The organism is Roseovarius gaetbuli, from assembly GCF_900172365.1.
Classification (GTDB): domain Bacteria; phylum Pseudomonadota; class Alphaproteobacteria; order Rhodobacterales; family Rhodobacteraceae; genus Roseovarius; species Roseovarius gaetbuli.
Map to the genome: position 1 here is coordinate 1 of NZ_FWFJ01000006.1, position 21,299 is coordinate 21,299.

Genomic DNA, 21,299 nt, shown 5'->3' on the forward strand with positions numbered 1-21,299 from the left:
GCAATGGCTCTGGACTTACAACAATGAGCGCCCCAACATGGGCATCGGCGGCATAACACCCGCTATGAAACTGAAAACAGCTGCGTGATTTCTACGGCTGGACCCCATTGAAAATGGGGGGATTACCGCGGCACCTTAGGTTAAGGGTCTGAGGAAATTGGAGAATACAATGGCCATCCGAGCAAAAACACCCGATCATGTGACCGTGAAACCGGCTGAGGCGCTGCCAGAGTGGGTGACGGCCTATTTCACACCCTCGGCCCCCGCAAACCGGGCTGAACCACCACATCAGAGCGCGCTGGAGCAGATGTACGCCTATTACGAGGCCTGAGCGCCGTCACACCCCCGGCCAAAACGCCGGGGGGTTCGCGTTTTATGGGCTTTCCATTTGGTGTGCGCTGCTTGAGGATTGCGCAACCCTGAAGGAGCCTTGCCATGCTGATCGTTGTCGGAGTGATCATTGCCTTTATTCTGGTGCTGATCCTGTCAAACCGGCGCACGCGGTCGTGCCGGTGGCGGGCGGATCGGCGTCAGGATGGCGAGGCGGGGTCTTGTTTCAACTGTATGACCTGCGGCGCGCAGGTCTTTACATCGACGGGAAAACCGCCTTTGGATTGCGTGGCGAACACGCCGAAATCCTGAGAGGCCCAAGATGACCCAACCCGCCGATGCCGATGTCCGCCGCGCTGTGCGCCCGGTGATCTGTTACCCCAATGACACCCTGCCACGCCCCGACATGGCGCTTTACGGCGCTGCACGGGCAGGGGCCAGGAAGGTGTCAGAGGTGATCGTGCCGGCGCGCGAGGCGGCGTGCTTTCGCGCCGATGCGGGGCAGTTCTTTCGCATCTCAAGCGTTGAGGGCTCGCAGGTGGGCGATCTTAACCTGTGGAACGCGCGCGACCTTTCAGAGCGATTTTATTCCGGCAAATCGCGCGCCCTGCACGGCACGCATCTGAGTGTGGGCGAGAGGATGTGGTCAAGTTTCCCCTATCTGCGCCCGATGGCGACGATCACCGGCGATACTCTTGGCTGGTATGGCATCGACGAATTTGGCGGCTCGGTGCATGACGTGATCGGCACGCGCTGCGATCCCTATACCGGCAATCTTCTGGCGGGCACGCAGTATCACCATTGCTGTCATTCCAACCTGGCCCGCGCGCTCGCCGATGAAACCGGCCTTACCCTCGCCAAGGCCGAAGCCCACGTGCATGACGTTCTGAACGTGTTCATGTGCACCGGATTTACCCGCGACACCGGGCAGTATTTCATGAAGGCCAGCCCGGTGCGCCCCGGTGATTACCTTGAGTTCTTCGCCGAAATCGACCTGCTTGGCGCGCTAAGTGCCTGTCCGGGCGGGGATTGCTCGACTGAGCATTCCAGCGACAGCGCGGCGTGCTATCCGATGCTGATCGAGGTCTTTGCGCCCGACCCCGCCGCTCTGTCGGGGTGGCAGAGCCCGCCGGTGAACGGCTATGACCAAAGCCACGGGCGCTAGAGCATGTCGCATGTTCGAGAAGCTCAAAACCGGTCCCCACTTTTGAGCAACATGCTCTAGATACAAAAACGCCCCCCTGCGCAAACAGAGGGGCGTTTTCTTAGGCTTGGGCCGGGGTTAATGAACCACGGCATCCTGTGGCGGTTCCTGCCGGGTGGTGCCGACACGATCCCCGATGATAAGCCCTTCGGCACCGGCCGTGACCGGCACGGTGGAGCCGTCAAGGATATCACCGGCCAAAAGCGACTCGGCCAGAGGATCCTGCAAGGCGCGCTGGATCACCCGCTTGAGCGGGCGGGCACCGAACACCGGATCATAGCCTTCATCGGCCAGCCATTTGCGGGCATCTGCATCCACATCCAGCGTGATCTTGCGCCCCGCCAGACGTTTCATCAAAAGACCAAGCTGAATGTCGACGATGGCCCCCATATCGCCCCGGCTGAGGCGGTCAAAGATGATCGTTTCATCCAGACGGTTGAGGAATTCAGGCCGGAAGTGGGCCCGCACCGCATCCATCACGTCACGCTTGGCGTCCGACGCATCGGCGCCTTCGGGCAGTTGGCTTAGCGCCTGTGCCCCAAGGTTTGACGTCAGGATGATCAGCGTCTGCTTGAAGTCGACGCGATGCCCCTGACCGTCGGTCAGAACGCCATCGTCAAGCACCTGCAACAGCACGTTGAACACATCCGCATGGGCCTTTTCGACCTCGTCGAACAGGATCACCTGATAGGGGCGGCGACGTACCGCCTCGGTCAGAACCCCGCCTTCGTCATAGCCGACATAGCCCGGAGGCGCACCGATCAGACGCGAGACCGAGTGTTTCTCCATGAATTCCGACATGTCGATCCGCACCATGGCGTTGTCGTCGTCAAAGAGGTACTCGGCCACCGCCTTGGTCAGCTCTGTTTTACCCACGCCGGTCGGCCCGAGGAACAGGAACGATCCCAGCGGGCGGTTCTCGTCGTTAAGACCCGCACGCGCCCGGCGCACGGCGTTGGCCACGGCCTTGACCGCAAGGTTCTGACCGATCACCCGCTTGTGCAGGTTTTCTTCCATCCCAAGCAGCTTTTCGCGGTCACCTTCGAGCATCTTCGAGGTCGGGATGCCGGTCCAGCGTTCGACCACCTGCGCGATCTGTTCGGGGCGCACGGCCTCTTCGACCATGACGCCTTTGTCCTCGGCCTTTTCGGCCTCGGCCAGCTTTTTCTCAAGCCCCGGAATGACGCCATAAGACAGCTCGCCGGCCTTGGCGAGGTTGCCTTCGCGTTTGGCGTGATCGAGTTCAATCCGCGCGCGATCAAGCTGTTCCTTGAGATCGCGGGCCCCGGCAAGCACATCGCGTTCGGCCTGCCATTGGGCGGTCATCTCGGAGGAGCGTTCCTGCAACTCGGCCAGCTCTTTTTCCAGCTTTTCAAGCCGGTCCTTGCTTGCCGCATCGTCTTCTTTCTTGAGGGCTTCTGCCTCGATCTGCTTTTGCAGGATATCGCGGTCAAGCGTGTCGAGTTCCTCGGGCTTGCTGTCGACTTCCATGCGCAGACGGCTTGCGGCCTCGTCCATAAGGTCGATCGCCTTGTCGGGCAAAAAGCGGTCGGTGATATAGCGATGGCTCAGCGTCGCCGCCGTCACCAGCGCCGAATCCGAGATGCGAACGCCGTGGTGAACCTCGTATTTTTCCTTAATGCCGCGCAGGATCGAAATCGTGTCCTCGACCGTGGGTTCTTCGACCAAAAGTGGTTGGAACCGACGGGCAAGGGCCGCGTCTTTTTCGACGTGCTTGCGGTATTCATCAAGCGTGGTCGCGCCGATACAATGCAATTCGCCGCGCGCAAGCGCCGGTTTGATCAGGTTGGCGGCATCCATCGCGCCGTCGCCTTTACCGGCGCCAATCAGGGTGTGCATCTCGTCGATAAAGAGGATGATTTCACCGGCGGCGGCGGTTACTTCGTTAAGCACGCCCTTGAGGCGTTCCTCGAATTCGCCGCGATATTTCGCGCCGGCAATCAGCGCGCCCATGTCGAGCGACAACAGCTTTTTGTTGCGCAGGCTTTCGGGCACGTCGCCATTGATGATGCGCAGCGCAAGACCCTCGGCAATCGCGGTTTTACCGACGCCGGGCTCGCCGATCAGAACGGGGTTGTTCTTGGTGCGGCGGCTCAGGATCTGCATGGCGCGGCGGATTTCATCGTCGCGGCCAATGATCGGGTCGATCTTGCCTTCTTCGGCGGCCTTCGTCAGGTCGCGCGCGTATTTCTCAAGTGCCTCATAGGTATCCTCGGCGCTCGCGCTGTCAGCGGTGCGGCCCTTGCGGATATCGTTGATCGCCTCGTTGAGTTTCTGCGCGGTAACGGCACCGGCCTCAAGCGCGTCCTTGGCGGGCGATTTGACAAGCGCGAGCGCGGTCAGAATGCGTTCCACCGGCACAAAGCTGTCACCGGCCTTTTCGGCCAGCTTTTCGGCCTCGGCCAGAACCTTGCCGGTTTGCTGGTCCATGTAGGTCTGTCCGGCATCACCAGAGACCTGCGGGATTTTGCCAATTGCCAGATCAAGCGCCTGCACCACACGCTCGGGCGCGCCACCGGCCCGGCGGATCAGGTTGCTGGCAAGCCCCTCGGGGTCATCCATCAGCGCCTTCAGGATATGTTCGGGGGCAAGTTTTTGATGGCTTTCGCGCATCGCGATGGTCTGGGCGGCCTGAATGAAACCGCGGGACCGTTCCGTGAACTTGTTGAAGTCCATGGGTCTTCTCCTTTTGTTGCAAGCGTTACCCCGCTTGCGCACCCAGCATTAGGCATGCGCGATTGGGAACCTCATGACCGAGATGGGTTTGTTGCGCCACCTATTCAAGCCCAAGGGTCACCGATTCGTCACAGGGATGCGATGATTTGCGTCAATTCCGCACATTTTCGTGACCAGCCCTTGGCGTAAGCCGTTGGGATCCCGATCTGTATCAAAGTTATCCACAGGGCCCAAATGGCCCCGAGCACAAAGGATGCAGGCAATGGAAACCCGGAAACTGACACTGGACGACATCAGATATAACCCCGAGCGCGGCGCATTTGAGGCGCAGGTTCGTATCCGGCAGGGCGATGATTGGTTCAGCTATCCGGCGCAGGTCAGCGCGCCGATTCATGCGGATTACGCGCATGTAATGCGCGGGTTGGTCGAGGATGCCGAGGCCGCACATCGCGGCAAGGGCGCCGGTCTGCGTCTTCGCCTCGCGGCAGGAAATGCGGCCTCTGCGGCGCGGGCGAGCACCATGGTGCAGGTGCAACGATTGTTGCGCGGCATCGCCGCCTGAAGGTTCGGCGGGTCGATTTTGAGCGATCAACCGCCGATTGAATCGCTGATTCAGGCGAGCCCCTGCTTATGGGAGCGGTCGGGGTATTTTCACCCTAGTCGACCAATAGTTTACGCCTACATGCTGTCCGATAGTTAAATAGTAAAACGGTTGAGCCAATGAATATTACGAAAGTAACTGTGTGTGCTTTGAAAAGTGAGGTGGTCAAGCGCTGCCATAGCGCCGTCTTCCTGCTTGAAAATGAGGGTGGTCGGGTCACCATGCAGTCCACCGTTACCGCCGAAGAGGGCGTTGATCCGGCGGCCCTTGCCGAGGCCCTGCTTGCGGATGCCATCCGGCAATTGGCGCGCCTGCCAGAGTATCGGACTGGCGAAACGCCGATCACCGTGGCCGACGGCGCACTTGAAGGCGCCTTGCAGGGGGCTTGACGTCACGCCACGGCACCGCGACAAGGGCGCAGGTTTTTCCTGTCCTCAAGCCCCGGAGCGCCCCCATGACCGATGACCGTCTGATTGTTGCCCTTGATGTGCCAAACGCCATTGCCGGGCTTGAGCTGGCCCAAAAGTTGGGTGATCAGGTGTCGTTCTACAAGATCGGCCTTGGTATGCTGACCGGCGGCGGGCTTGCGCTTGCGGATGAGTTGAAGCGCGAGCATGGCAAGCGCATTTTCCTTGATATGAAGCTTTTCGATATCGGCGCGACGATCGAGGCGGCGGTGCGCGGGCTTGCGCAGTTCGACCTTGATTTCCTGACGGTGCATGGCGATCCGCACGTTGTACGTGCCGCGAAAGAGGGCGCATCGGGCAAGCCGCTCAAGATCCTGGCGGTGACGATCCTGACCTCGCTGGACCGCGCCGATCTTGATGCCGGATTGATCCGGGCGGGGGATATCCCCGATCTGGTGGCCGAACGCGCGGGGCGGGCCTTTGATGCCGGCGCCGATGGTGTGATCGCCAGCCCGCAAGAGGCCGCGATGATCCGGGCGCTGCCGAATGCGGCGGGCAAGTTGATCGTGACGCCGGGCGTGCGCCCGGTTGGCGCGGCGCTTGGCGACCAAAAGCGCGTGGCCACCCCGGCGCAGGCGATTGCCGATGGCGCCGATCACATCGTCGTCGGCCGACCCGTCTGGGCCGCTCCCGACCCCAAGGCCGCTGCCGCCGCGATCCTCGACGAATTGCGCGGCTAGATCAGCAAGGTTTCCGGCGGCCAGTCCAGTGGCATGCCATGCGCGCGGGCGATATCGACCTCGGCCTCGGTTCCGGGGCGATAGGACACGAACTCGCTTGCCGAGCAGGGCGGCAGGCCAAGCGCGTCGATCAACGGCCCGTCAAAATGGCCGGACAAAAGCAAAATCCCCTCGCGCGCCAAAAGATCGCGCGTGCCGCGCCCGTTGTCCGAGCGAATGCGGCGCATGAAGTCGTGTTGCTGGGCCACCGCCTCGACCACATCGCGGGTAATGGCCAGCTGTTGCAGCTCGCGAAACAGCGTGGCCATGCGTCGGTTGCCCGATGCCCCGGCAAAGATGCGCTCGACGACCTCGGGCGCCACACCGCGCCAGAAATTCGCCGGATAGAGGTGATCGCGCAGCAGCCAAAGGATGTGCGCAAAGCCGCTGGCAGAGACTGTTTTCTTGGCATCCTTGTTCTGGCCCAGGGTCAGATATTCAGGCCGCGCCATGATCAGCCCAAGGTAACAGCGCGCCCGCGCCTCGTCGGCGGCGACAAGAATGCAAGGGTGATCAACCGCCTCGGTCGGGATCATCCAATTGCTGCCCATGGTGTTCTTGATGTCGACGTCATGGCCCAGAATAAGCGTATCAAGCCGCCCTTTGGGCAGGTTCAAAAGCGCGCGCAACTCGATCTCGACCCGCGTGCCGATATAGGTCTTTTCGGTCTTTTCAAGCTCGTCATAAGAGCGCCGTCCGGTCTTGGGCGTCATGATCACATCGTCGATGCAGTGCCGGAGCATCGCCGGAAAGTTGGTGGCCAGAGCCTCGGCCCCGCCCGCGCGCTTGGTGATCTCATCGGCGAGGGCCGCGAGCAGCGGGTGATCGGGGTGCCCGGTCTCGACAATGCTGTCTGGAATGGTCTTTTTCAAATGCGCCGCCCCGGCAAACCGCTGTGTCGTCTCTCCCTGTCACGGGAGGGCTGATTTGAAAAGTTCAGGCGCTCACCGCACGCAGCACGCGCTTGCGCAGCGCCTTGGCGATTTGCGCCGAGACCGCCTGTGCCACGGGGGGCGGAAAGGCGTTGCCAACCTGGCGATAGGCGTTGGTTTTCGCGCCGGTAAAGTGCCAGTCATCGGGAAAGCCCTGAATGCGCGCCACCATCGGCACGGTCAGGCGCGGCATGCCGTTGTGGCCCGGATCGGGCGCCTCGGGGGCAAGGGTGCGCCCCTCAACGCCCAAAGTGGCCCATGCGGCGCGCGCACGGGTCGGGCCAAGATCGGGGCCACCGTGCTTTTTCGACCCACCAACGATGGTCGGAGCAATTTCATCGGCCTTTGCGGCCCAATCCTCGGCCCCGCGCCAGCCGCGCGCCGCCATCAGGTCGCGCAGGGTTTCGCCGACGGTCGGCGGGTTGTGCGGGTGCGCCTCGGGCCAGTCAAACAGGTCGGCGCGCTCCTTTTGCACGGCGACGATCACCACGCGCGGGCGCAGTTGCGGCACGCCAAAGTCGGAAGCGTTCAACAGCCGCCAGTCGGTCTTGTAGCCCAGCTTGTCGAGCTGCGTCTTGAGCCGCTCGCGGTAATCGTGGAACACCGCATCGAGAAAGCCGCGCACGTTTTCGATCATCACCGCGCGGGGGCGGGCGGCGTCGATAATGTCGAGGGCGTCATTGAACAGGTTGCGTTCGTCCTGTTCGCCAAGCTGCTTGCCGGCCACCGAGAACGGCGGACAGGGCAGACCGCCGGCGAAAAGGTCCATGCCCCTGTAATCAGCCGCGCGCTCTTTGAAGAGGCGCATATCTTCTTCCAGCACGTTCCATTCGGGGCGGTTATGGCGCAGGGTGTTGCAGCAATGCTTGTCGATCTCGACAAGCGCGGTATGGGCGAATCCGGCCTTCTCAAGCCCAAGCGCCTGACCGCCGGCACCGGCACAAACCTCCACTGATGTCAGCATCTCATCCGCCCCATTTTTGAACATAAAACCCCGTCCGCCCGCCCGGATCAACGCCAGAGTTGGGGGGCGGATTTGTTCTTAATATGTTCTTACAGAGCCTCGGCTTTTCGATCAAGCCTGAACCTGCGCGGCTCGTTCGCTGTTCTGGCTGTTGGGGAGTGTCTGGAGCGGGTAACGGGAATCGAACCCGTAACTGAAGCTTGGGAAGCTTTCGTGATACCTTTTCACCATACCCGCGTCTGAGCCGGTGAAATATGGCTTTGCAGCGGCGCGGTCAAGGGCCGATGCGCGGCCGACATGCGATTCCGTCAAGGGCAGGCGTAGGGTGGGTGAAACCCACGCTGGTAAAGCGCGGCAAAAGAAAACGCCGCCGACCCGGGGGGCAGCGGCGCTTCATGTCGTCCCTCGCAGGCGACCGGCTTATTGTGCCAGTGCGTTTTGCGCCTGGGCTACGATCGCGCCAAAGGCGGCAGGCTCGTGTACGGCCAGATCGGCCAGAACCTTGCGGTCCACTTCCACACCGGCCAGGTTCAGCCCGTTGATGAAGCGCGAATATGTCAGCGCCTCGTCGTGGCTGCGCACGGCGGCGTTAATCCGCTGGATCCACAGCGCGCGGAAATTGCGCTTGCGGTTCTTGCGGTCGCGTGTGGCGTATTGGTTAGCCTTGTCGACGGCCTGTGCGGCCACCTTGAAGGTATTCTTGCGGCGGCCATAGTAACCTTTGGCGGCCTTGATGACTTTCTTGTGACGGGCGTGGGTAACTACCCCACTTTTAACGCGTGACATTGATCAGATCCTCCTTAGCGCGCGTAGGGCATCATTGGCTTGATGATACCTTCATCAGCCTTTGACAGCGTTGTCGTACCGCGAGCGTTACGAAGGAATTTGTTGCTGCGTTTGATCATGCCATGGCGCTTGCCTGCCTGACCGGCAACAACACGGCCGCTGGCCGTCACTTTGAACCGCTTTTTGCAGCTCGATTTGGTCTTCATCTTGGGCATTTCCGGCTCCTCTTAGATCGGACGGTAAAGGCGCGACTCGGCATGCCACTTTCGGCCGGTCGCGCATTGAGAGGCGCCGTATACGCGCCCCATAGTGAAATCGCAAGGGGTCTTGGCGCGGTTTGATCCGCTTTAGGTAAGATAGCGCGCGATCACCCGCACAAGAACGTCGGGCAAGTCGCTGAAGTTATACCCGCCCGGCTTGTTGGTCAGCGCCCACAGGATAAGAGCACCGGCGGCGATGATGGTAAAGGCGGCGACACGCGGCGCGCGCCCGTCAGAGATGGCCGACATGATCGACGGAACGGTAAACACGCCGAGCACGACGCCAATCGCCATGGCAAGATCAGGGTCCATTACATGTCTCCGGTAAACCCATAAGGGCAAAACTATTCGAGTTTAGCCCGGATCGGTGGCGTAAATCAAACTTTCCTGACAGGGTGCAACCCTAAGGATGTTGGTGGACCCGGGCACGTTGAACGGCACGCCGGCAATCACCACGATCTGATCGGATTCTTCGGTGTACCCCTGCGCACAGGCGGCGCGGGCGGCGTTGATCACGGCAAGCTTGAAGCGGGTCAGCTCGCCCGTCATCACACAATTCACCCCCCAGGTCAGCGCAAGTCGGCGGGCGGTGCCGCGCAGGCTCGTCAAGGCGATGATCGGCACGCGCGGGCGTTCGCGCGCAGTCAAAAGCGCCGTGGTGCCCGATTGGGTGTAACAGCAGATCGCCTTGATATCGGTGGTTTCGGCGATTTCACGGGCGGCGGCAACGATGCCGTCAGCGACGGTTTGGCGGTCGGCGCGCCGACTTGCCTCGATCACCTCGCGATAGGTCGGATCGCTTTCCACCTCGATGGCGACGTTGTTCATCGTGCTCACGGCCTCGACCGGGTAATCGCCGGCCGCTGATTCTGCCGACAGCATGATCGCATCGGCGCCTTCATAAATCGCCGTGGCCACGTCGGAAACTTCGGCGCGGGTTGGCATCGGCGATTCGATCATCGATTCAAGCATCTGCGTCGCCACGATCACCGGCTTGGCCACGGCGCGACACCGCCGCACAAGACGTTTCTGGATCGGCGGCACGTTCTGCACCGGAAGCTCGACCCCAAGATCGCCCCGCGCCACCATGATGCCGTCGCTGACCGCCAGAATGTCGTCAAAGCATTTCACCGCAGCGGGCTTCTCGATCTTCGACAGGATCGCTGCCCGGCCACGGGCGAGGGTGCGTGCCTCGTTCACATCCTCGGGGCGCTGCACAAAGCTGAGCGCAAGCCAGTCGATGCCAAGCTCGCAGACAAACTCAAGATCGGCGCGGTCCTTGTCCGACAGCGCCGCCAGCGGCAGCACCACGTCGGGCACGTTCACACCCTTGCGATTCGAGATCGTACCGCCGGTCACCACCGTGCAATTGGCGAAATCCTTGCCGCAATCGGTGACGGCCAGACGGATTTTGCCATCGTTGACCAAAAGGTTCGCGCCCGGTTCGAGCGCCGCGAAAATCTCGGGGTGGGGCAGGCAGACGCGACTCGCGCTGCCCTCGGTCTTGTCGAGGTCAAGCCGGAACGCCGCGCCCTCCTCAAGCTCTTCCTCGCCATTGGCAAAGACACCGACCCGCAATTTCGGCCCCTGAAGGTCAGCCAGAATGGCAATCGGGCTATCGAGGTCTTCTTCGATCTGGCGAATGATGCGATGGCGTTCGGCGATCTCTTCATGGGCACCATGGCTCATGTTGAGGCGAAACACATCTGCGCCGGCCTCATGCAGGGCACGGATCGTCTTGTAATCCGACGATGCGGGGCCAAGGGTGGCTACGATCTTGACGTTGCGGTGGCGTCTCATGTGGTCGTCCTTATCTCTTCGCGGCATATTGTGAGTGTTATCGCTAACAAAACTCTTGCTCGCCTTATTGCGTAATTCACATCCCGTCGCAACTGTCCTAGAGGAAGTTCAGAGGAAAAACCAACCCGATGATGTATCAGCCATATGACATAGAAGGGGCCACGCGCCCGGGCCGCTGGCTTGTGACCTGCGATCACGCCACCAATACCGTGCCGCCGTTCGTGAATGGCGGGACGCTTGGTCTCGGGGCCGAGGATATGAACCGCCATATCGCCTATGATGTCGGCGCGGCCGGGGTGTCGCGGGCGCTGGCGGCGGCGCTTGACGCGCCTGCGATTCTGTCGAACTTTTCGCGCCTGGTGATTGATCCCAACCGGGGCGAAGACGACCCGACCCTGTTGATGAAGCTTTATGACGGCACGATCATTCCCGGCAACCGCCACGCCGGGCCCGAGGCGCTGCAAGAGCGGCTGAACCGCTGTCATCGGCCCTATCACACGGCGCTCTCCGAATTGGCGGCGCGGCGCTCCGATACGGTGATCGTGTCGGTCCACAGCTTTACGCCGCGACTAAAGACCGGCCCGGCGCGGCCCTGGCATATCGGTCTGCTTTACGCGGCGGACGCGCGGCTGGCGCGCCCGCTTCTGACCCGGCTGCACGCCGAGCCCGATCTTTGCGTCGGTGAGAACGAGCCCTACGGTGGCCATTTGCCCGGCGATGCGATTGCGCGCCATGCGATCGCCCATGAGCGGCTCAATATCCTGATCGAGTTGCGCAACGATCTGATCGAGACGCCGGAACAACAGAGCGCCTGGGCCGCCCGGCTTGCGCCGATCCTGCAAGCGGGGCTGGCCGACACCGGCCTGTGACGCCCGCCCCTTGCGCCGCGCGCGCCGCCATCACATCTTGACCCCAGACGAAGGAGACACGCCATGGATGACCAAACCCGGATCGAACTCGAGGCCGCCGCTTTTCGCGCCCTGCGCCACCACCTGATGGAAAAGCGCACCGATGTGCAGAACATCGACATGATGAACCTGACTGGCTTTTGCCGCAACTGCCTGTCGCGCTGGTATCAGGAGGCCGCCAATGAACGCGGCATCGAGATGACCAAGGACGAAGCGCGCGAGATTTATTACGGCATGCCCTTTGACGACTGGAAAGCCCAGAATCAGACCGAAGCCAGCCCCGACAAACAGGCCGCCTTCAAGACCGCCTTTGCCGAGAATGTCGGCGACAAGAGCTAGGCCCGCCTGACCTTTCATCGTTCTCTAAATACTCATCCGCGATGCAGCCTCCGGATGCGCATCAGAAGTGTGCCATGACAAAGACCTATCGTCTGCACTACGCGCCCGACAACGCCTCGCTGATCATCCGGCTGGCGCTGGAAGAGCTGGGCCTGCCCTATACTTGCGTGCTGGTTGATCGCGCCGGGGCGGCGCATAAATCGCCCGCCTATCTGGCGCTCAATCCGAACGGGTTGATTCCGGTGCTGGAAACGCCTGAGGGGGTGATGTTTGAAACCGGCGCGATCCTGCTCTGGCTGGCGGATCGGCATGGGCGGCTTGCCCCGCCGGTCGATAGCCCGGAGCGGGGCGATTTCCTGAAATGGCTGTTCTTTGTCGCCAACACGCTGCACCCGGCACTTCGGATGACGTTTTACCCGGCTCAGTATGTGGGCGACGAGCCCGGCGCGCATCTCGCCCTGCGCCGTCACATGCAGGTCGAGATTGCCCGCCACCTTGATGCGCTGAACCGGTTGGCCGCCTCTGGACCGGCGTATTTTTGCGCGTCCAAGGCGTCGGTTCTTGATCTCTATCTGGCGCCGCTGTTGCGCTGGATGGTGCTTTACCCGGCGCCCGAGGGCGGGGCGGGGTGGTTTTCGCTCGCCCGCTGGCCGCACCTGCGCGATATGGCGATCCGGCTTGAACAAAGCCCATGCGTCGCAGCTGCGATCCGGGCCGAGGGCCTCAATACCGCGCCCTTCACCGCCCCGGAATACGCCAATCCCCCCGAAGGAAGCGCCACGTGACGGCCCCGCCGGAAGGCAACTCGGCCTGAGCAATTCTCTGTCTGCACTGGCAACTGGCCGCGCATGCGCGATTTCACGACGCGTCTGGACCATTGTTGGGCTATGCTAGCTGCGATAAGGGCCAAAAGCCGGGGCAATCCACCCGGTTCGGCCCGACAAACCCCAAGCCACCAGAAGGTAGTGCCCCCTGATGTTTCTTTCGGTTTTTGACATGTTCAAAGTGGGCATCGGCCCGTCATCCTCGCATACCATGGGGCCGATGGTGGCCGCGGCGCGGTTTCTGGACAAGATGCGCGCGGCGCCGTTTCACTATGGCGGTTTGCGCGGTTCGCTGCACGGCTCGCTGGCCTTTACCGGGGTTGGCCATGCCACTGACCGGGCTACCATTCTGGGGCTGGCCGGGTTTTTGCCCGACACCTATGACAACGAAAAGGCCGAGGCGGTGCTGGCGCAGATCCGCGAGACCGAGACCGTGACGCCGCCGGGCCTGCCCGAGCTCAAGTTTCACCCCAAGGATGATCTCATCTTTGATTTCGGTCCCAACCTGCCGGGCCATGCCAATGGCATGATCCTGATGGCGACCGACCTTCAGGGCGACGTGATCCTTCAGGATACCTATTATTCCATCGGTGGCGGTTTCGTGATGACCGAGGCCGAGCTTGCGGCCGGCAAGAACACCGACGAGGGCGATCCTGTACCCTATCCGTTCAAATCCGCCGCCGAGATGCTTGAGATGGCCGAGACCAGCGGCAAGACCATTGCCCAGATGAAAAAGGCCAACGAGATTGCGCGCGGCGGGCCGGAAAACCTGCGCTCGGGCGTGGCGCGGATCTGGCAGGTGATGGATGATTGCATCGAGCGCGGCCTTAGCACCGATGGCATCCTGCCCGGTGGCCTGAACGTCAAGCGCCGTGCCAAGGGCATCCGCGATGCGCTGATCGACGAGCGCGGCACCAACCTGAATGCGCCGCATAAGATCAACGACTGGATGAGCGCCTATGCTATGGCGGTGAACGAGGAAAACGCCGCCGGCGGGCAGGTGGTGACCGCCCCTACCAACGGTGCGGCCGGCGTCGTGCCCTCGGTGATCAAATACTGGCTCGAGCATGTGCCGGGCGCCAGCGAAGACCGGATCGAGGATTTCCTTCTGACCGCCGCCGCGATTGGCGGGCTGGTCAAGTTCAACGCCTCGATTTCGGGTGCCGAGGCGGGATGTCAGGCCGAGGTCGGCTCGGCCGCGGCGATGGGCGCGGCGGGGCTTTGCGCGGTTTTGGGTGGCACCCCGGCGCAGATCGAGAACGCGGCGGAAATCGCGCTTGAGCATCACCTCGGCATGACCTGCGATCCGGTAAAGGGCCTTGTTCAGGTGCCCTGCATCGAGCGCAACGGGCTTGGCGCGATCAAGGCGGTTTCGGCGGCGTCATTGGCGCTGCGCGGCGATGGCACGCATCTTGTGCCGCTTGATGCCTGCATCGAGACCATGCGCCAGACCGGCGCCGACATGAGCGAGAAATACAAGGAAACCTCACTCGGCGGTCTGGCCGTCAATGTGCCGAACTGCTGATCGCGCTTGATGGATAGCCCGGCGCGCACCAGCCTTGGAATTCTGCTGATGGTGGGGTTCGCCATCATCGCGCCGATGATGGATGCCTGCGCCAAGCTGATTGGCGATGCTTTGGCGGTGGGGCAGGTGGCGGCGACCCGTTTTGCCGTGCAGGTGGCGCTTTTGATGCCCCTGGCGGCGTTGGCGGGGTGGCTGCATCGGCCGCGCTTGGGCGAACTCGGGCTTCATCTGGTGCGTTCGGGGCTGATGCTTGTGGCAACGGGTTGCTTTTTCACGGCGCTCAGGGCGATGCCGATTGCCGATGCTATCGCGATCTTTTTCGTCGAGCCGTTCATCCTGACCATTCTTGGCGGGCTTTTGCTGGGCGAGCCGATCGGCCCGCGCCGCTATATCGCCTGCGCCATCGGTTTTGTCGGCGCGATGATGATCATCCGCCCCAGTTTTCAGGATGTCGGAGCGGTGGCCCTCTTGCCCTTGGTGACGGCGGGGTGTTTCGCGGTCTACATGATCCTGACGCGAAAGATGGCGACGCGGATGCATCCGATCACCCTACAGGCCTATACCGGGCTTGCGGCGCTGGGTCTTGCCTTGCCGGTGCTCTGGATATTCAACGGCTCGGGCGTTGGTCCGCTTGATCCGTCCTGGCCCGAGGCAAGAGAGTTGCGCCTGTTGATGGTCCTCGGGCTGTTTGCCACGCTGAGCCATGTCTGCATCAGCTATGCGCTGTCGTTTGCGCCTGCGTCTCTGCTTGCCCCGCTGCAATACCTCGAGATCGTGGCGGCGACGGTGCTTGGGTTCTACATCTTTGACGACCTGCCCGATGGCACAAGCTTTGCCGGGATCGCGCTGATCGTGGCCTCGGGGCTTTTCGTGTTCCTGCGCGAACGTCACCTTGGGCGGCGGCCGCGCCGTCCGGTGCCGCCGGTCTAGCAACTAGAGCAGGTCAAGCACCTGTTCGGGGGGGCGGCCAAGGACGGCGCGGGTCGTGGTGATCGCGATGGGCCGCTCGATCAGGATGGGATTGTCGACCATCGCCGCCAAAAGCGTCTCGGCGTCGCTGTCGCGGGTCAGGCCAAGCTCTTTGAAGCGCGCCTCACCGGGGCGCATCATGTCGATCACATCCCCGCCCAAGAGGGCCTGCACGCGCCGGAGTTCGGCCAGATCGGGGGTGTCTTCGAGATAACGACGCAGGCTAAGCGGCGCGCCCGCCTCTTGCAAAAGCGCAAGCGCGGCGCGCGATTTTGAACAGCGCGGATTGTGCCAGAGCGTGATCATAGCCAGTCGCCCCGCTTGCTGCCAACTGCCTCTGCGACGCTGGCGAAGCCATCCTTGGCAAGCAGGGCATCAAGCCCTTGGGCAATCTCGCCCGCCAGCGACAGGCCCTGATAGACCAATGCCGAATAAAGCTGAACCGCGCTCGCCCCGGCGCAAATCTTGGCATAGGCTTGGTCAGCGCTGGCAATGCCGCCGACGCCGATCAGGGGCATTTCGCCGCCCGTCAGCTCTGACAGCCGCGCCAGAACGCGGGTGGATTTTTCAAACAGCGGCTGACCAGAGAGCCCGCCCGCCTGATCCCTCATCGGGCTTTGAAGCCCGTCTCGGGAAAGCGTGGTATTGGTGGCAATGATCCCGCTCAGCCCCGAGGCGCGCGCCACATCGGCGATCTCGGACAGCTCGCTGTCGTCAAGATCAGGCGCGATCTTGAGGAAGATCGGGATCGGATTGGGCAGCCAGTCGCGGGTTTCCATCACCCCTTTTAGAAGCGCGGCGAGCGCTTCGGCCCCTTGCAGATCGCGCAGCTTTTCGGTGTTCGGGCTTGAGACATTGACCGTGGCAAAATCCAGATGCGCGCCGCAATGGCCAAGCACGCGGGCGAAATCTTCGGCGCGGTCATCGCTGTCCTTGTTGGCGCCAAGGTTAAGGCCGATCACCGCATCCTTGGGGCGCATCGCCAGACGGGTGGCGGCGGCCTCCATCCCGAGGTTGTTAAAGCCGAAACGGTTGATCACCGCGCGGTCTTCGCTCAGGCGGAACAGGCGCGGCTTGGGGTTGCCCGGCTGCGGGCGGGGGGTGACGGCGCCGACCTCGATAAAGCCGAAACCCGCACGCGAGAGCGGGGTGAGGGCCTCGGCGTTCTTGTCAAACCCCGCGGCCAGTCCCACCGGGTTGGGCAGGGCGATCCCCGCCAGATCGGTCCTGAGCCGCGCCGAGGTGACCGGGCCGGGCTGGGGCGCAAGCCCTAGGCGCAGCGCCTTGATCGCAAGGCCATGCGCGGTCTCGGGATCGCACCGGTGCAGGGCCGCAAGGCCGATCCGCTCCAGCGGTGTCATGCGAGACCTGCGGGAAACTGATGCGCGCCGCCCACAAGTGGAAGCGGCTGCGCCCAGGCCACATCGCTAAGGCGCAGGTTGCGGTATAGATGCGGAAACAGAGCCCCGCCGCGCGATTCTTCCCATTTTAGGTCATCGCCAAGCCGGTCCACCTCGATCGCGACAAGCATCAAGCCGTCTTCGTCGGCGAAATGCTTGGCGGCGGTCTCAGGCGCCTGTTCAATCGTCGAGAAATGCACAAAGCCATCGGCCACATCCACCGGCGCGCCGGGCGTTTCGCCCTTGGCGCGCAGGTCGGCCCACTCGGGGGCGCGGAAAATCTTGTAAATCTGCATGGCCGTGGTGATGCCTTGCCAATCCATCCGGGTCAAGCGTCAAGCGATGCTTGAGCCTTTGGCGGCAATCGGCTAGCTAGATGGCCCGGGAAAAAGAGGATGGCACCGATGGCCTTTACCATTGCGATAGACGGGCCTGCGGCGGCGGGCAAAGGCACGATTGGCCGGGCCGTGGCGGCGCATTTCGGCTTTGCCCATCTTGATACCGGGCTTTTGTACCGCGCCACCGGTCGGCGGATGGTGCAGGGGCTGGATGCGGTCGAGGCCGCGCAAAGCCTTCAGGCGGCGGACCTTGAGGCCGATGATCTGCGCACCCCCGAGGTCGGACAGGCCGCCAGCCGCGTCGCCGCCATCCCCGAGGTGCGCGCCGCGCTGGTGGATTTTCAGCGCGCCTTTGCCCGGCGTTCCGGCGGGGCTGTGCTTGACGGGCGCGACATCGGCACGGTGATTTGCCCGGACGCCGAGGTCAAACTCTATGTCACCGCAGGCGACGACGAACGCGCGCGCCGCCGCCACAAGGAGTTATGCGAAAAGGGGCACGAGATCACGGTCGAAGAGGTGCTGAACGACCTGCGCACCCGCGACGCCCGCGACAGCGCCCGCGCCACCGCGCCCTTGAAACCCGCCGATGACGCGATCCTTCTGGATACCTCCGCCATGTCGATCGAGGCAGCCGTGCAAGCCGCGATTGATCTTGTCACCAAAGGCCTTGCCGCAGCCGATCAGGCGCAACATGGCACAGAATCCGGTCAAACGTGAGAAAATACGCGCCGTTAGCTCAACCCCATATTGTAAAATAGCCTTGCAGAGCAACTGGGCGTAGGCAATCATCTGGCAGTAATATTTTGCCAAAGAGTTATTTAGATGAATGCAACTTTACCGCTGGACCCTTGGAGTGAAGACCTTCTGGGCTACACGGCAATCGGCGAGACGTTCGGCAACCTCATCGCGTCGATAGACGAGGCCAAAGTCATCTCGATTGAAGCGGGCTTTGGGCGCGGTAAGACATTCTTCCGCAAGGCTTGGGCCGAGCATCTGCGCCAGATGGGCGAGATTGTTGTCGAGATTGATGCACAGCAATCCGATCACTCCGGCGATCCGGTCGTTAGCTTTGTCGGCGCTCTCATCAATGTGTTGCCTGTTGAAGACAAGACAGCGCGGCAAGATGCCTTTGAACGCGGCAAAAAGATTGCGGGCCTCGGCGCGCGGACCGTTGCGCGCATGCTTGCGCGCAGTGCTGCGGATGAGGTGATTGAATATGTCACGGACACTGCCGCAGATCAGGTGGAAGGCATTTCAGCGCTGGAGAACGTGGTAGAGGATGTCGGCAATGGCATGTCAAAGCTTGCCGGTGATTTGATTGCCGCACAGCTTGCCTCTGAACAGGTGCGCCAAAAAGAGCTTCCGGAACAGCTTTCTGCCTTGCATGCCGCTTTGACCAACGACAGCGACACAAAACGCATCGTGATCCTCATCGACGAATTGGATCGCTGTCACCCGGAGTATGCAATTGCCTTGCTTGAGGCGATGAAGCTGGTGTTTGATCATAAGGGCTTTGTGTTCTGCCTCATGGTGAATGCCGATTACCTTGAAAACGTGGCCGCCAAGAGATTTGGGTCATTTGTCGAGGGCGAGCGCTATCTCGACAAGTTCGTCGATATTCGTCTGCAGCTGCCGCAGACAGATGCAGCGATAGCGGCGGCGACCAAGCACCTTGTGGCGCAATTGCCGTTGGAAATTCCTTATGGCGTGCATCAGGAGTTCAGCGTGGCGCGGGCCGCCGATCTTGCCGGAGAATTGGCCCCGGTCAGCAAACTGTCGATGCGCCAGATCAAGCGGGTGTTGTTGAAGGTTGAACTGGCATTGCGGTGTTATCGCCATGAACCTCTGGATTGTGCGCTATTGGTTTTCTTGGCTTTCAAGGATGCATCTGGACGTCAGCCTAATGGCCGGGAATTGATTTCAGAAAGGTTTCTCTCGCGTGTTAGACTTACGCCTGATGTAGCACAAAATTTCTCAGAGCCGTTTGATATTGGCGATGATCACGCTGAAAGAAGGCGGGGCCATCAAGCGAACAAGTTCATTGATGACAACTGCCAAGAACTTCGCGGTTTACTTGAGGATAGATATAAATCGCCGCCTTTGGGAAATGGCCGAACCTATTTCAAGTGGGTTCCGGTCTGCGTTCATTTGGCAGAACACTATGTTCCGGGTCATCAGGCGATACTGGACGCTGTGCACCGGTTAGAGGTCACTGAGCCGCCCGCTGCTTAGGCGCAGGAATGGCTTGATTGTCGCTCTGCCAGGCGCTATAGACGCCTCGTCGAGAAGGTGGAAACCACCGCAGCACATTGAGATTGAGCAGGGTCGGGACAACCGGCCCTCTTTGTTTTGCGTTCCGTCTTTGACCAATGAAACACCAAGACCTGCGGAGACAACCGCGCGGCCAGAAAAATTTTGTAAAGGAAACCAGAGACCACATGGCTCAGAACACAACGATGGAGGAATTCGAAGCCCTCCTGAACGAAAGCTTCGAAATGGACACGCCCGACGAAGGGTCCGTTGTCAAAGGTAAGGTCATCGCAATCGAAGCGGGCCAGGCCATCATCGACGTAGGCTACAAGATGGAAGGTCGCGTCGATCTTAAAGAATTCGCAAATCCCGGTGAAGCCCCTGAAATCGCCGTTGGCGACGAGGTAGAAGTCTTCCTGCGCTCGGCCGAAAACTCGCGTGGCGAAGCTGTCATTTCGCGTGAAATGGCCCGCCGCGAAGAGGCCTGGGATCGTCTCGAAAAAGCCTATGCCGACGAAGAGCGCGTTGAAGGCGCGATCTTTGGCCGTGTCAAAGGTGGCTTTACTGTTGATCTGGGCGGCGCTGTTGCGTTCCTTCCCGGTTCGCAGGTTGATGTGCGCCCCGTGCGCGATGCCGGCCCGCTGATGGGGCTCAAGCAGCCCTTCCAGATCCTGAAAATGGACCGTCGCCGTGGCAACATCGTTGTGTCGCGTCGCGCCATCCTGGAAGAAAGCCGCGCCGAACAGCGCGCCGAAGTCATTGGCAACCTGACCGAGGGTCAGAACGTCGAGGGCGTGGTCAAGAACATCACCGAATACGGTGCGTTCGTTGATCTGGGCGGTGTTGACGGCCTGCTGCACGTGACTGACATGGCATGGCGCCGTGTGAACCACCCCAGCGAGATCCTGGCGATTGGCGAAACCGTCAAGGTTCAGGTCATCAAGATCAACAAGGAAACCCACCGTATCAGCCTTGGTATGAAGCAGTTGCAGGAAGATCCGTGGGATCTGGTTGCTGCCAAGTATCCGCTGGAATCGGTGCACACCGGCCGCGTGACCAACATCACCGATTACGGTGCATTTGTTGAGCTTGAGCCCGGCGTTGAAGGCCTTGTTCACGTTTCGGAAATGTCCTGGACCAAGAAGAACGTACATCCCGGCAAGATCGTTTCGACGAGCCAGGAAGTCGAAGTCATGGTTCTGGAAATCGACGGTGCCAAGCGCCGCGTCAGCCTTGGTCTCAAGCAGACCATGCGCAACCCGTGGGAAGTGTTTGCAGAAACACACCCCGAGGGCACCGAGGTCGAAGGCGAAGTCAAGAACATCACCGAATTCGGTCTGTTCATTGGCCTCGAAGGCGAAATCGACGGCATGGTTCACCTTTCGGACCTGAGCTGGGACGAGCGCGGAGAAGAGGCCATCCAGAACTATCGCAAGGGCGATATGGTTCAGGCGGTTGTCTCGGAAGTCGATATCGAGAAAGAGCGTATTTCGCTGTCGATCAAAGCGCTTGGCGGTGACAAGTTCGCCGAAGCCGTTGGTGGCGTGAAGCGTGGCTCGATCATCACCGTTGCCGTGACCGCGATCGAAGATGGCGGGATCGAAGTGGAATATGAAGGCATGAAATCCTTCATCCGCCGCTCCGACCTCAGCCGTGACCGTGCCGAACAGCGCCCCGAGCGTTTCTCGGTCGGTGACAAGATCGACGCCCGCGTGACCAATGTCGACGCCAAGACCCGTCGTCTTGGCCTGTCGATCAAGGCGCGTGAGATTGCCGAAGAAAAAGAAGCAGTCGAACAGTATGGCTCGTCCGATTCGGGCGCCTCGCTGGGCGATATTCTTGGCGCGGCCCTGAAGGCCGACAAAGACTAAGGCCACCCGGCTTTGGTCAGAGATTGGACGGTCCCGCCTTGATTGGCGGGGCCGTTTTTCTTTGCGAACCCGGCGCATCGGTCCAAGCGCGTTGACTTTTGCCTGTCGCTCGCCA

24 protein-coding genes and 1 tRNA gene are annotated in these 21,299 nt (G+C 61.4%); 14 read left to right on the forward strand and 11 right to left on the reverse strand.

The window, feature by feature from the left end; translation table 11 throughout:
* Window positions 1–169: 169 nt before the first annotated feature.
* From ROG8370_RS20490 to ROG8370_RS04510, 3 genes are all read left to right on the forward strand, one after another.
* Window positions 170–331 carry a hypothetical protein gene (locus ROG8370_RS20490; protein WP_170925180.1) on the forward strand — a complete coding sequence of 54 codons (162 nt, stop codon included), beginning with the start codon at window positions 170–172 and terminating at the stop codon, window positions 329–331.
* A gap of 104 nt (window positions 332–435) precedes the next feature.
* Entirely contained in the window at window positions 436–642 is a 207-nt protein-coding gene (locus ROG8370_RS04505; RefSeq protein WP_085825891.1) for a hypothetical protein, read from the forward strand.
* Window positions 643–652: 10 nt separating this feature from the next.
* On the forward strand, window positions 653–1,495 hold the full coding sequence (locus ROG8370_RS04510) for an urea carboxylase-associated family protein (protein WP_085825892.1): 843 nt from the start codon (window positions 653–655) through the stop codon (window positions 1,493–1,495).
* A 117-nt stretch (window positions 1,496–1,612) separates the two neighbouring features.
* Here ROG8370_RS04510 and clpB read toward each other — a convergent pair whose 3' ends face one another.
* Window positions 1,613–4,231: an ATP-dependent chaperone ClpB gene (gene clpB / locus ROG8370_RS04515; RefSeq protein ID WP_085825893.1), complete on the reverse strand. Its 2,619-nt coding sequence runs from the start codon at window positions 4,229–4,231 to the stop codon at window positions 1,613–1,615.
* Between the two features lie 262 nt (window positions 4,232–4,493).
* Here clpB and ROG8370_RS04520 point away from each other — a divergent pair, with 262 nt between their 5' ends.
* From ROG8370_RS04520 to pyrF, 3 genes are all read left to right on the forward strand, one after another.
* Complete coding sequence (locus ROG8370_RS04520; protein WP_085825894.1) at window positions 4,494–4,793, forward strand: hypothetical protein; 300 nt, start codon at window positions 4,494–4,496, stop codon at window positions 4,791–4,793.
* A gap of 158 nt (window positions 4,794–4,951) precedes the next feature.
* The gene (locus ROG8370_RS04525) at window positions 4,952–5,221 is read left to right on the forward strand and encodes a hypothetical protein (protein ID WP_139838041.1); all 270 of its coding nucleotides are present in this window, start codon (window positions 4,952–4,954) and stop codon (window positions 5,219–5,221) included.
* Window positions 5,222–5,286: 65 nt separating this feature from the next.
* Window positions 5,287–5,979 (forward strand): orotidine-5'-phosphate decarboxylase, encoded by a 693-nt coding sequence (gene pyrF, locus ROG8370_RS04530; protein WP_085825896.1) that lies wholly within the window; start codon window positions 5,287–5,289, stop codon window positions 5,977–5,979.
* Here the strand turns inward: pyrF and ROG8370_RS04535 are convergent.
* From ROG8370_RS04535 to pyk, 7 genes are all read right to left on the reverse strand, one after another.
* Window positions 5,976–6,890 carry a NaeI family type II restriction endonuclease gene (locus ROG8370_RS04535; RefSeq protein WP_085825897.1) on the reverse strand — a complete coding sequence of 305 codons (915 nt, stop codon included), beginning with the start codon at window positions 6,888–6,890 and terminating at the stop codon, window positions 5,976–5,978. The two genes, pyrF and ROG8370_RS04535, sit on opposite strands and share 4 nt — an antisense overlap.
* Window positions 6,891–6,954: 64 nt before the next feature.
* Window positions 6,955–7,914 (reverse strand): DNA cytosine methyltransferase, encoded by a 960-nt coding sequence (locus ROG8370_RS04540; protein WP_085825987.1) that lies wholly within the window; start codon window positions 7,912–7,914, stop codon window positions 6,955–6,957.
* 163 nt (window positions 7,915–8,077) lie between these two features.
* Window positions 8,078–8,151, reverse strand: a tRNA-Gly gene (locus ROG8370_RS04545).
* Window positions 8,152–8,334: 183 nt separating this feature from the next.
* The gene (rplT, locus tag ROG8370_RS04550; protein ID WP_085825898.1) at window positions 8,335–8,700 is read right to left on the reverse strand and encodes a 50S ribosomal protein L20; all 366 of its coding nucleotides are present in this window, start codon (window positions 8,698–8,700) and stop codon (window positions 8,335–8,337) included.
* A gap of 14 nt (window positions 8,701–8,714) precedes the next feature.
* On the reverse strand, window positions 8,715–8,915 hold the full coding sequence (gene rpmI, locus ROG8370_RS04555) for a 50S ribosomal protein L35 (protein WP_073196644.1): 201 nt from the start codon (window positions 8,913–8,915) through the stop codon (window positions 8,715–8,717).
* 132 nt (window positions 8,916–9,047) lie between these two features.
* Window positions 9,048–9,272: a hypothetical protein gene (locus ROG8370_RS04560; protein WP_085825899.1), complete on the reverse strand. Its 225-nt coding sequence runs from the start codon at window positions 9,270–9,272 to the stop codon at window positions 9,048–9,050.
* A gap of 42 nt (window positions 9,273–9,314) precedes the next feature.
* On the reverse strand, window positions 9,315–10,760 hold the full coding sequence (gene pyk / locus ROG8370_RS04565; protein WP_085825900.1) for a pyruvate kinase: 1,446 nt from the start codon (window positions 10,758–10,760) through the stop codon (window positions 9,315–9,317).
* Between the two features lie 128 nt (window positions 10,761–10,888).
* On the opposite strand from pyk, the gene ROG8370_RS04570 reads away from it, so the two are divergent.
* The 5 genes from ROG8370_RS04570 to ROG8370_RS04590 all read left to right on the forward strand — a co-directional run bounded on the left by ROG8370_RS04570 (window position 10,889) and on the right by ROG8370_RS04590 (window position 15,286).
* Window positions 10,889–11,629 carry an N-formylglutamate amidohydrolase gene (locus ROG8370_RS04570; RefSeq protein WP_085825901.1) on the forward strand — a complete coding sequence of 247 codons (741 nt, stop codon included), beginning with the start codon at window positions 10,889–10,891 and terminating at the stop codon, window positions 11,627–11,629.
* A 63-nt stretch (window positions 11,630–11,692) separates the two neighbouring features.
* Window positions 11,693–12,007 (forward strand): DUF1244 domain-containing protein, encoded by a 315-nt coding sequence (locus ROG8370_RS04575; RefSeq protein ID WP_085825902.1) that lies wholly within the window; start codon window positions 11,693–11,695, stop codon window positions 12,005–12,007.
* 74 nt (window positions 12,008–12,081) lie between these two features.
* Window positions 12,082–12,792, forward strand: a complete 711-nt coding sequence (locus ROG8370_RS04580; protein WP_085825988.1) for a glutathione S-transferase family protein — start codon at window positions 12,082–12,084, stop codon at window positions 12,790–12,792.
* Between the two features lie 190 nt (window positions 12,793–12,982).
* Window positions 12,983–14,356, forward strand: a complete 1,374-nt coding sequence (locus ROG8370_RS04585; protein WP_085825903.1) for an L-serine ammonia-lyase — start codon at window positions 12,983–12,985, stop codon at window positions 14,354–14,356.
* A gap of 9 nt (window positions 14,357–14,365) precedes the next feature.
* Window positions 14,366–15,286 (forward strand): DMT family transporter, encoded by a 921-nt coding sequence (locus ROG8370_RS04590; RefSeq protein WP_085825904.1) that lies wholly within the window; start codon window positions 14,366–14,368, stop codon window positions 15,284–15,286.
* Between the two features lie 3 nt (window positions 15,287–15,289).
* Here the strand turns inward: ROG8370_RS04590 and arsC are convergent, their stop codons facing one another.
* Genes arsC through ROG8370_RS04605 form a run of 3 tightly spaced genes read right to left on the reverse strand, consistent with a single transcriptional unit; the run spans window position 15,290 to window position 17,021 of the window.
* A complete protein-coding gene (gene arsC / locus ROG8370_RS04595; protein ID WP_085825905.1) occupies window positions 15,290–15,631 on the reverse strand; it encodes an arsenate reductase (glutaredoxin) in 342 nt (113 codons plus the stop codon).
* Window positions 15,628–16,686 (reverse strand): quinone-dependent dihydroorotate dehydrogenase, encoded by a 1,059-nt coding sequence (locus ROG8370_RS04600; protein ID WP_085825906.1) that lies wholly within the window; start codon window positions 16,684–16,686, stop codon window positions 15,628–15,630. The genes arsC and ROG8370_RS04600 overlap by 4 nt, the downstream gene beginning before the upstream one ends.
* A complete protein-coding gene (locus ROG8370_RS04605; protein ID WP_085825989.1) occupies window positions 16,683–17,021 on the reverse strand; it encodes a DUF952 domain-containing protein in 339 nt (112 codons plus the stop codon). Before ROG8370_RS04605 ends, ROG8370_RS04600 begins: the two co-directional genes overlap by 4 nt.
* 108 nt (window positions 17,022–17,129) lie before the next feature.
* Here ROG8370_RS04605 and ROG8370_RS04610 point away from each other — a divergent pair, with 108 nt between their 5' ends.
* The 3 genes from ROG8370_RS04610 (at window position 17,130) to rpsA (ending at window position 21,184) form a co-directional block, all read left to right on the forward strand.
* On the forward strand, window positions 17,130–17,780 hold the full coding sequence (locus tag ROG8370_RS04610; protein ID WP_085825990.1) for a (d)CMP kinase: 651 nt from the start codon (window positions 17,130–17,132) through the stop codon (window positions 17,778–17,780).
* Between the two features lie 105 nt (window positions 17,781–17,885).
* Entirely contained in the window at window positions 17,886–19,295 is a 1,410-nt protein-coding gene (locus tag ROG8370_RS04615; RefSeq protein WP_085825907.1) for a KAP family P-loop NTPase fold protein, read from the forward strand.
* Between the two features lie 137 nt (window positions 19,296–19,432).
* Complete coding sequence (gene rpsA / locus ROG8370_RS04620; protein WP_281252692.1) at window positions 19,433–21,184, forward strand: 30S ribosomal protein S1; 1,752 nt, start codon at window positions 19,433–19,435, stop codon at window positions 21,182–21,184.
* Window positions 21,185–21,299 lie beyond the last annotated feature (115 nt).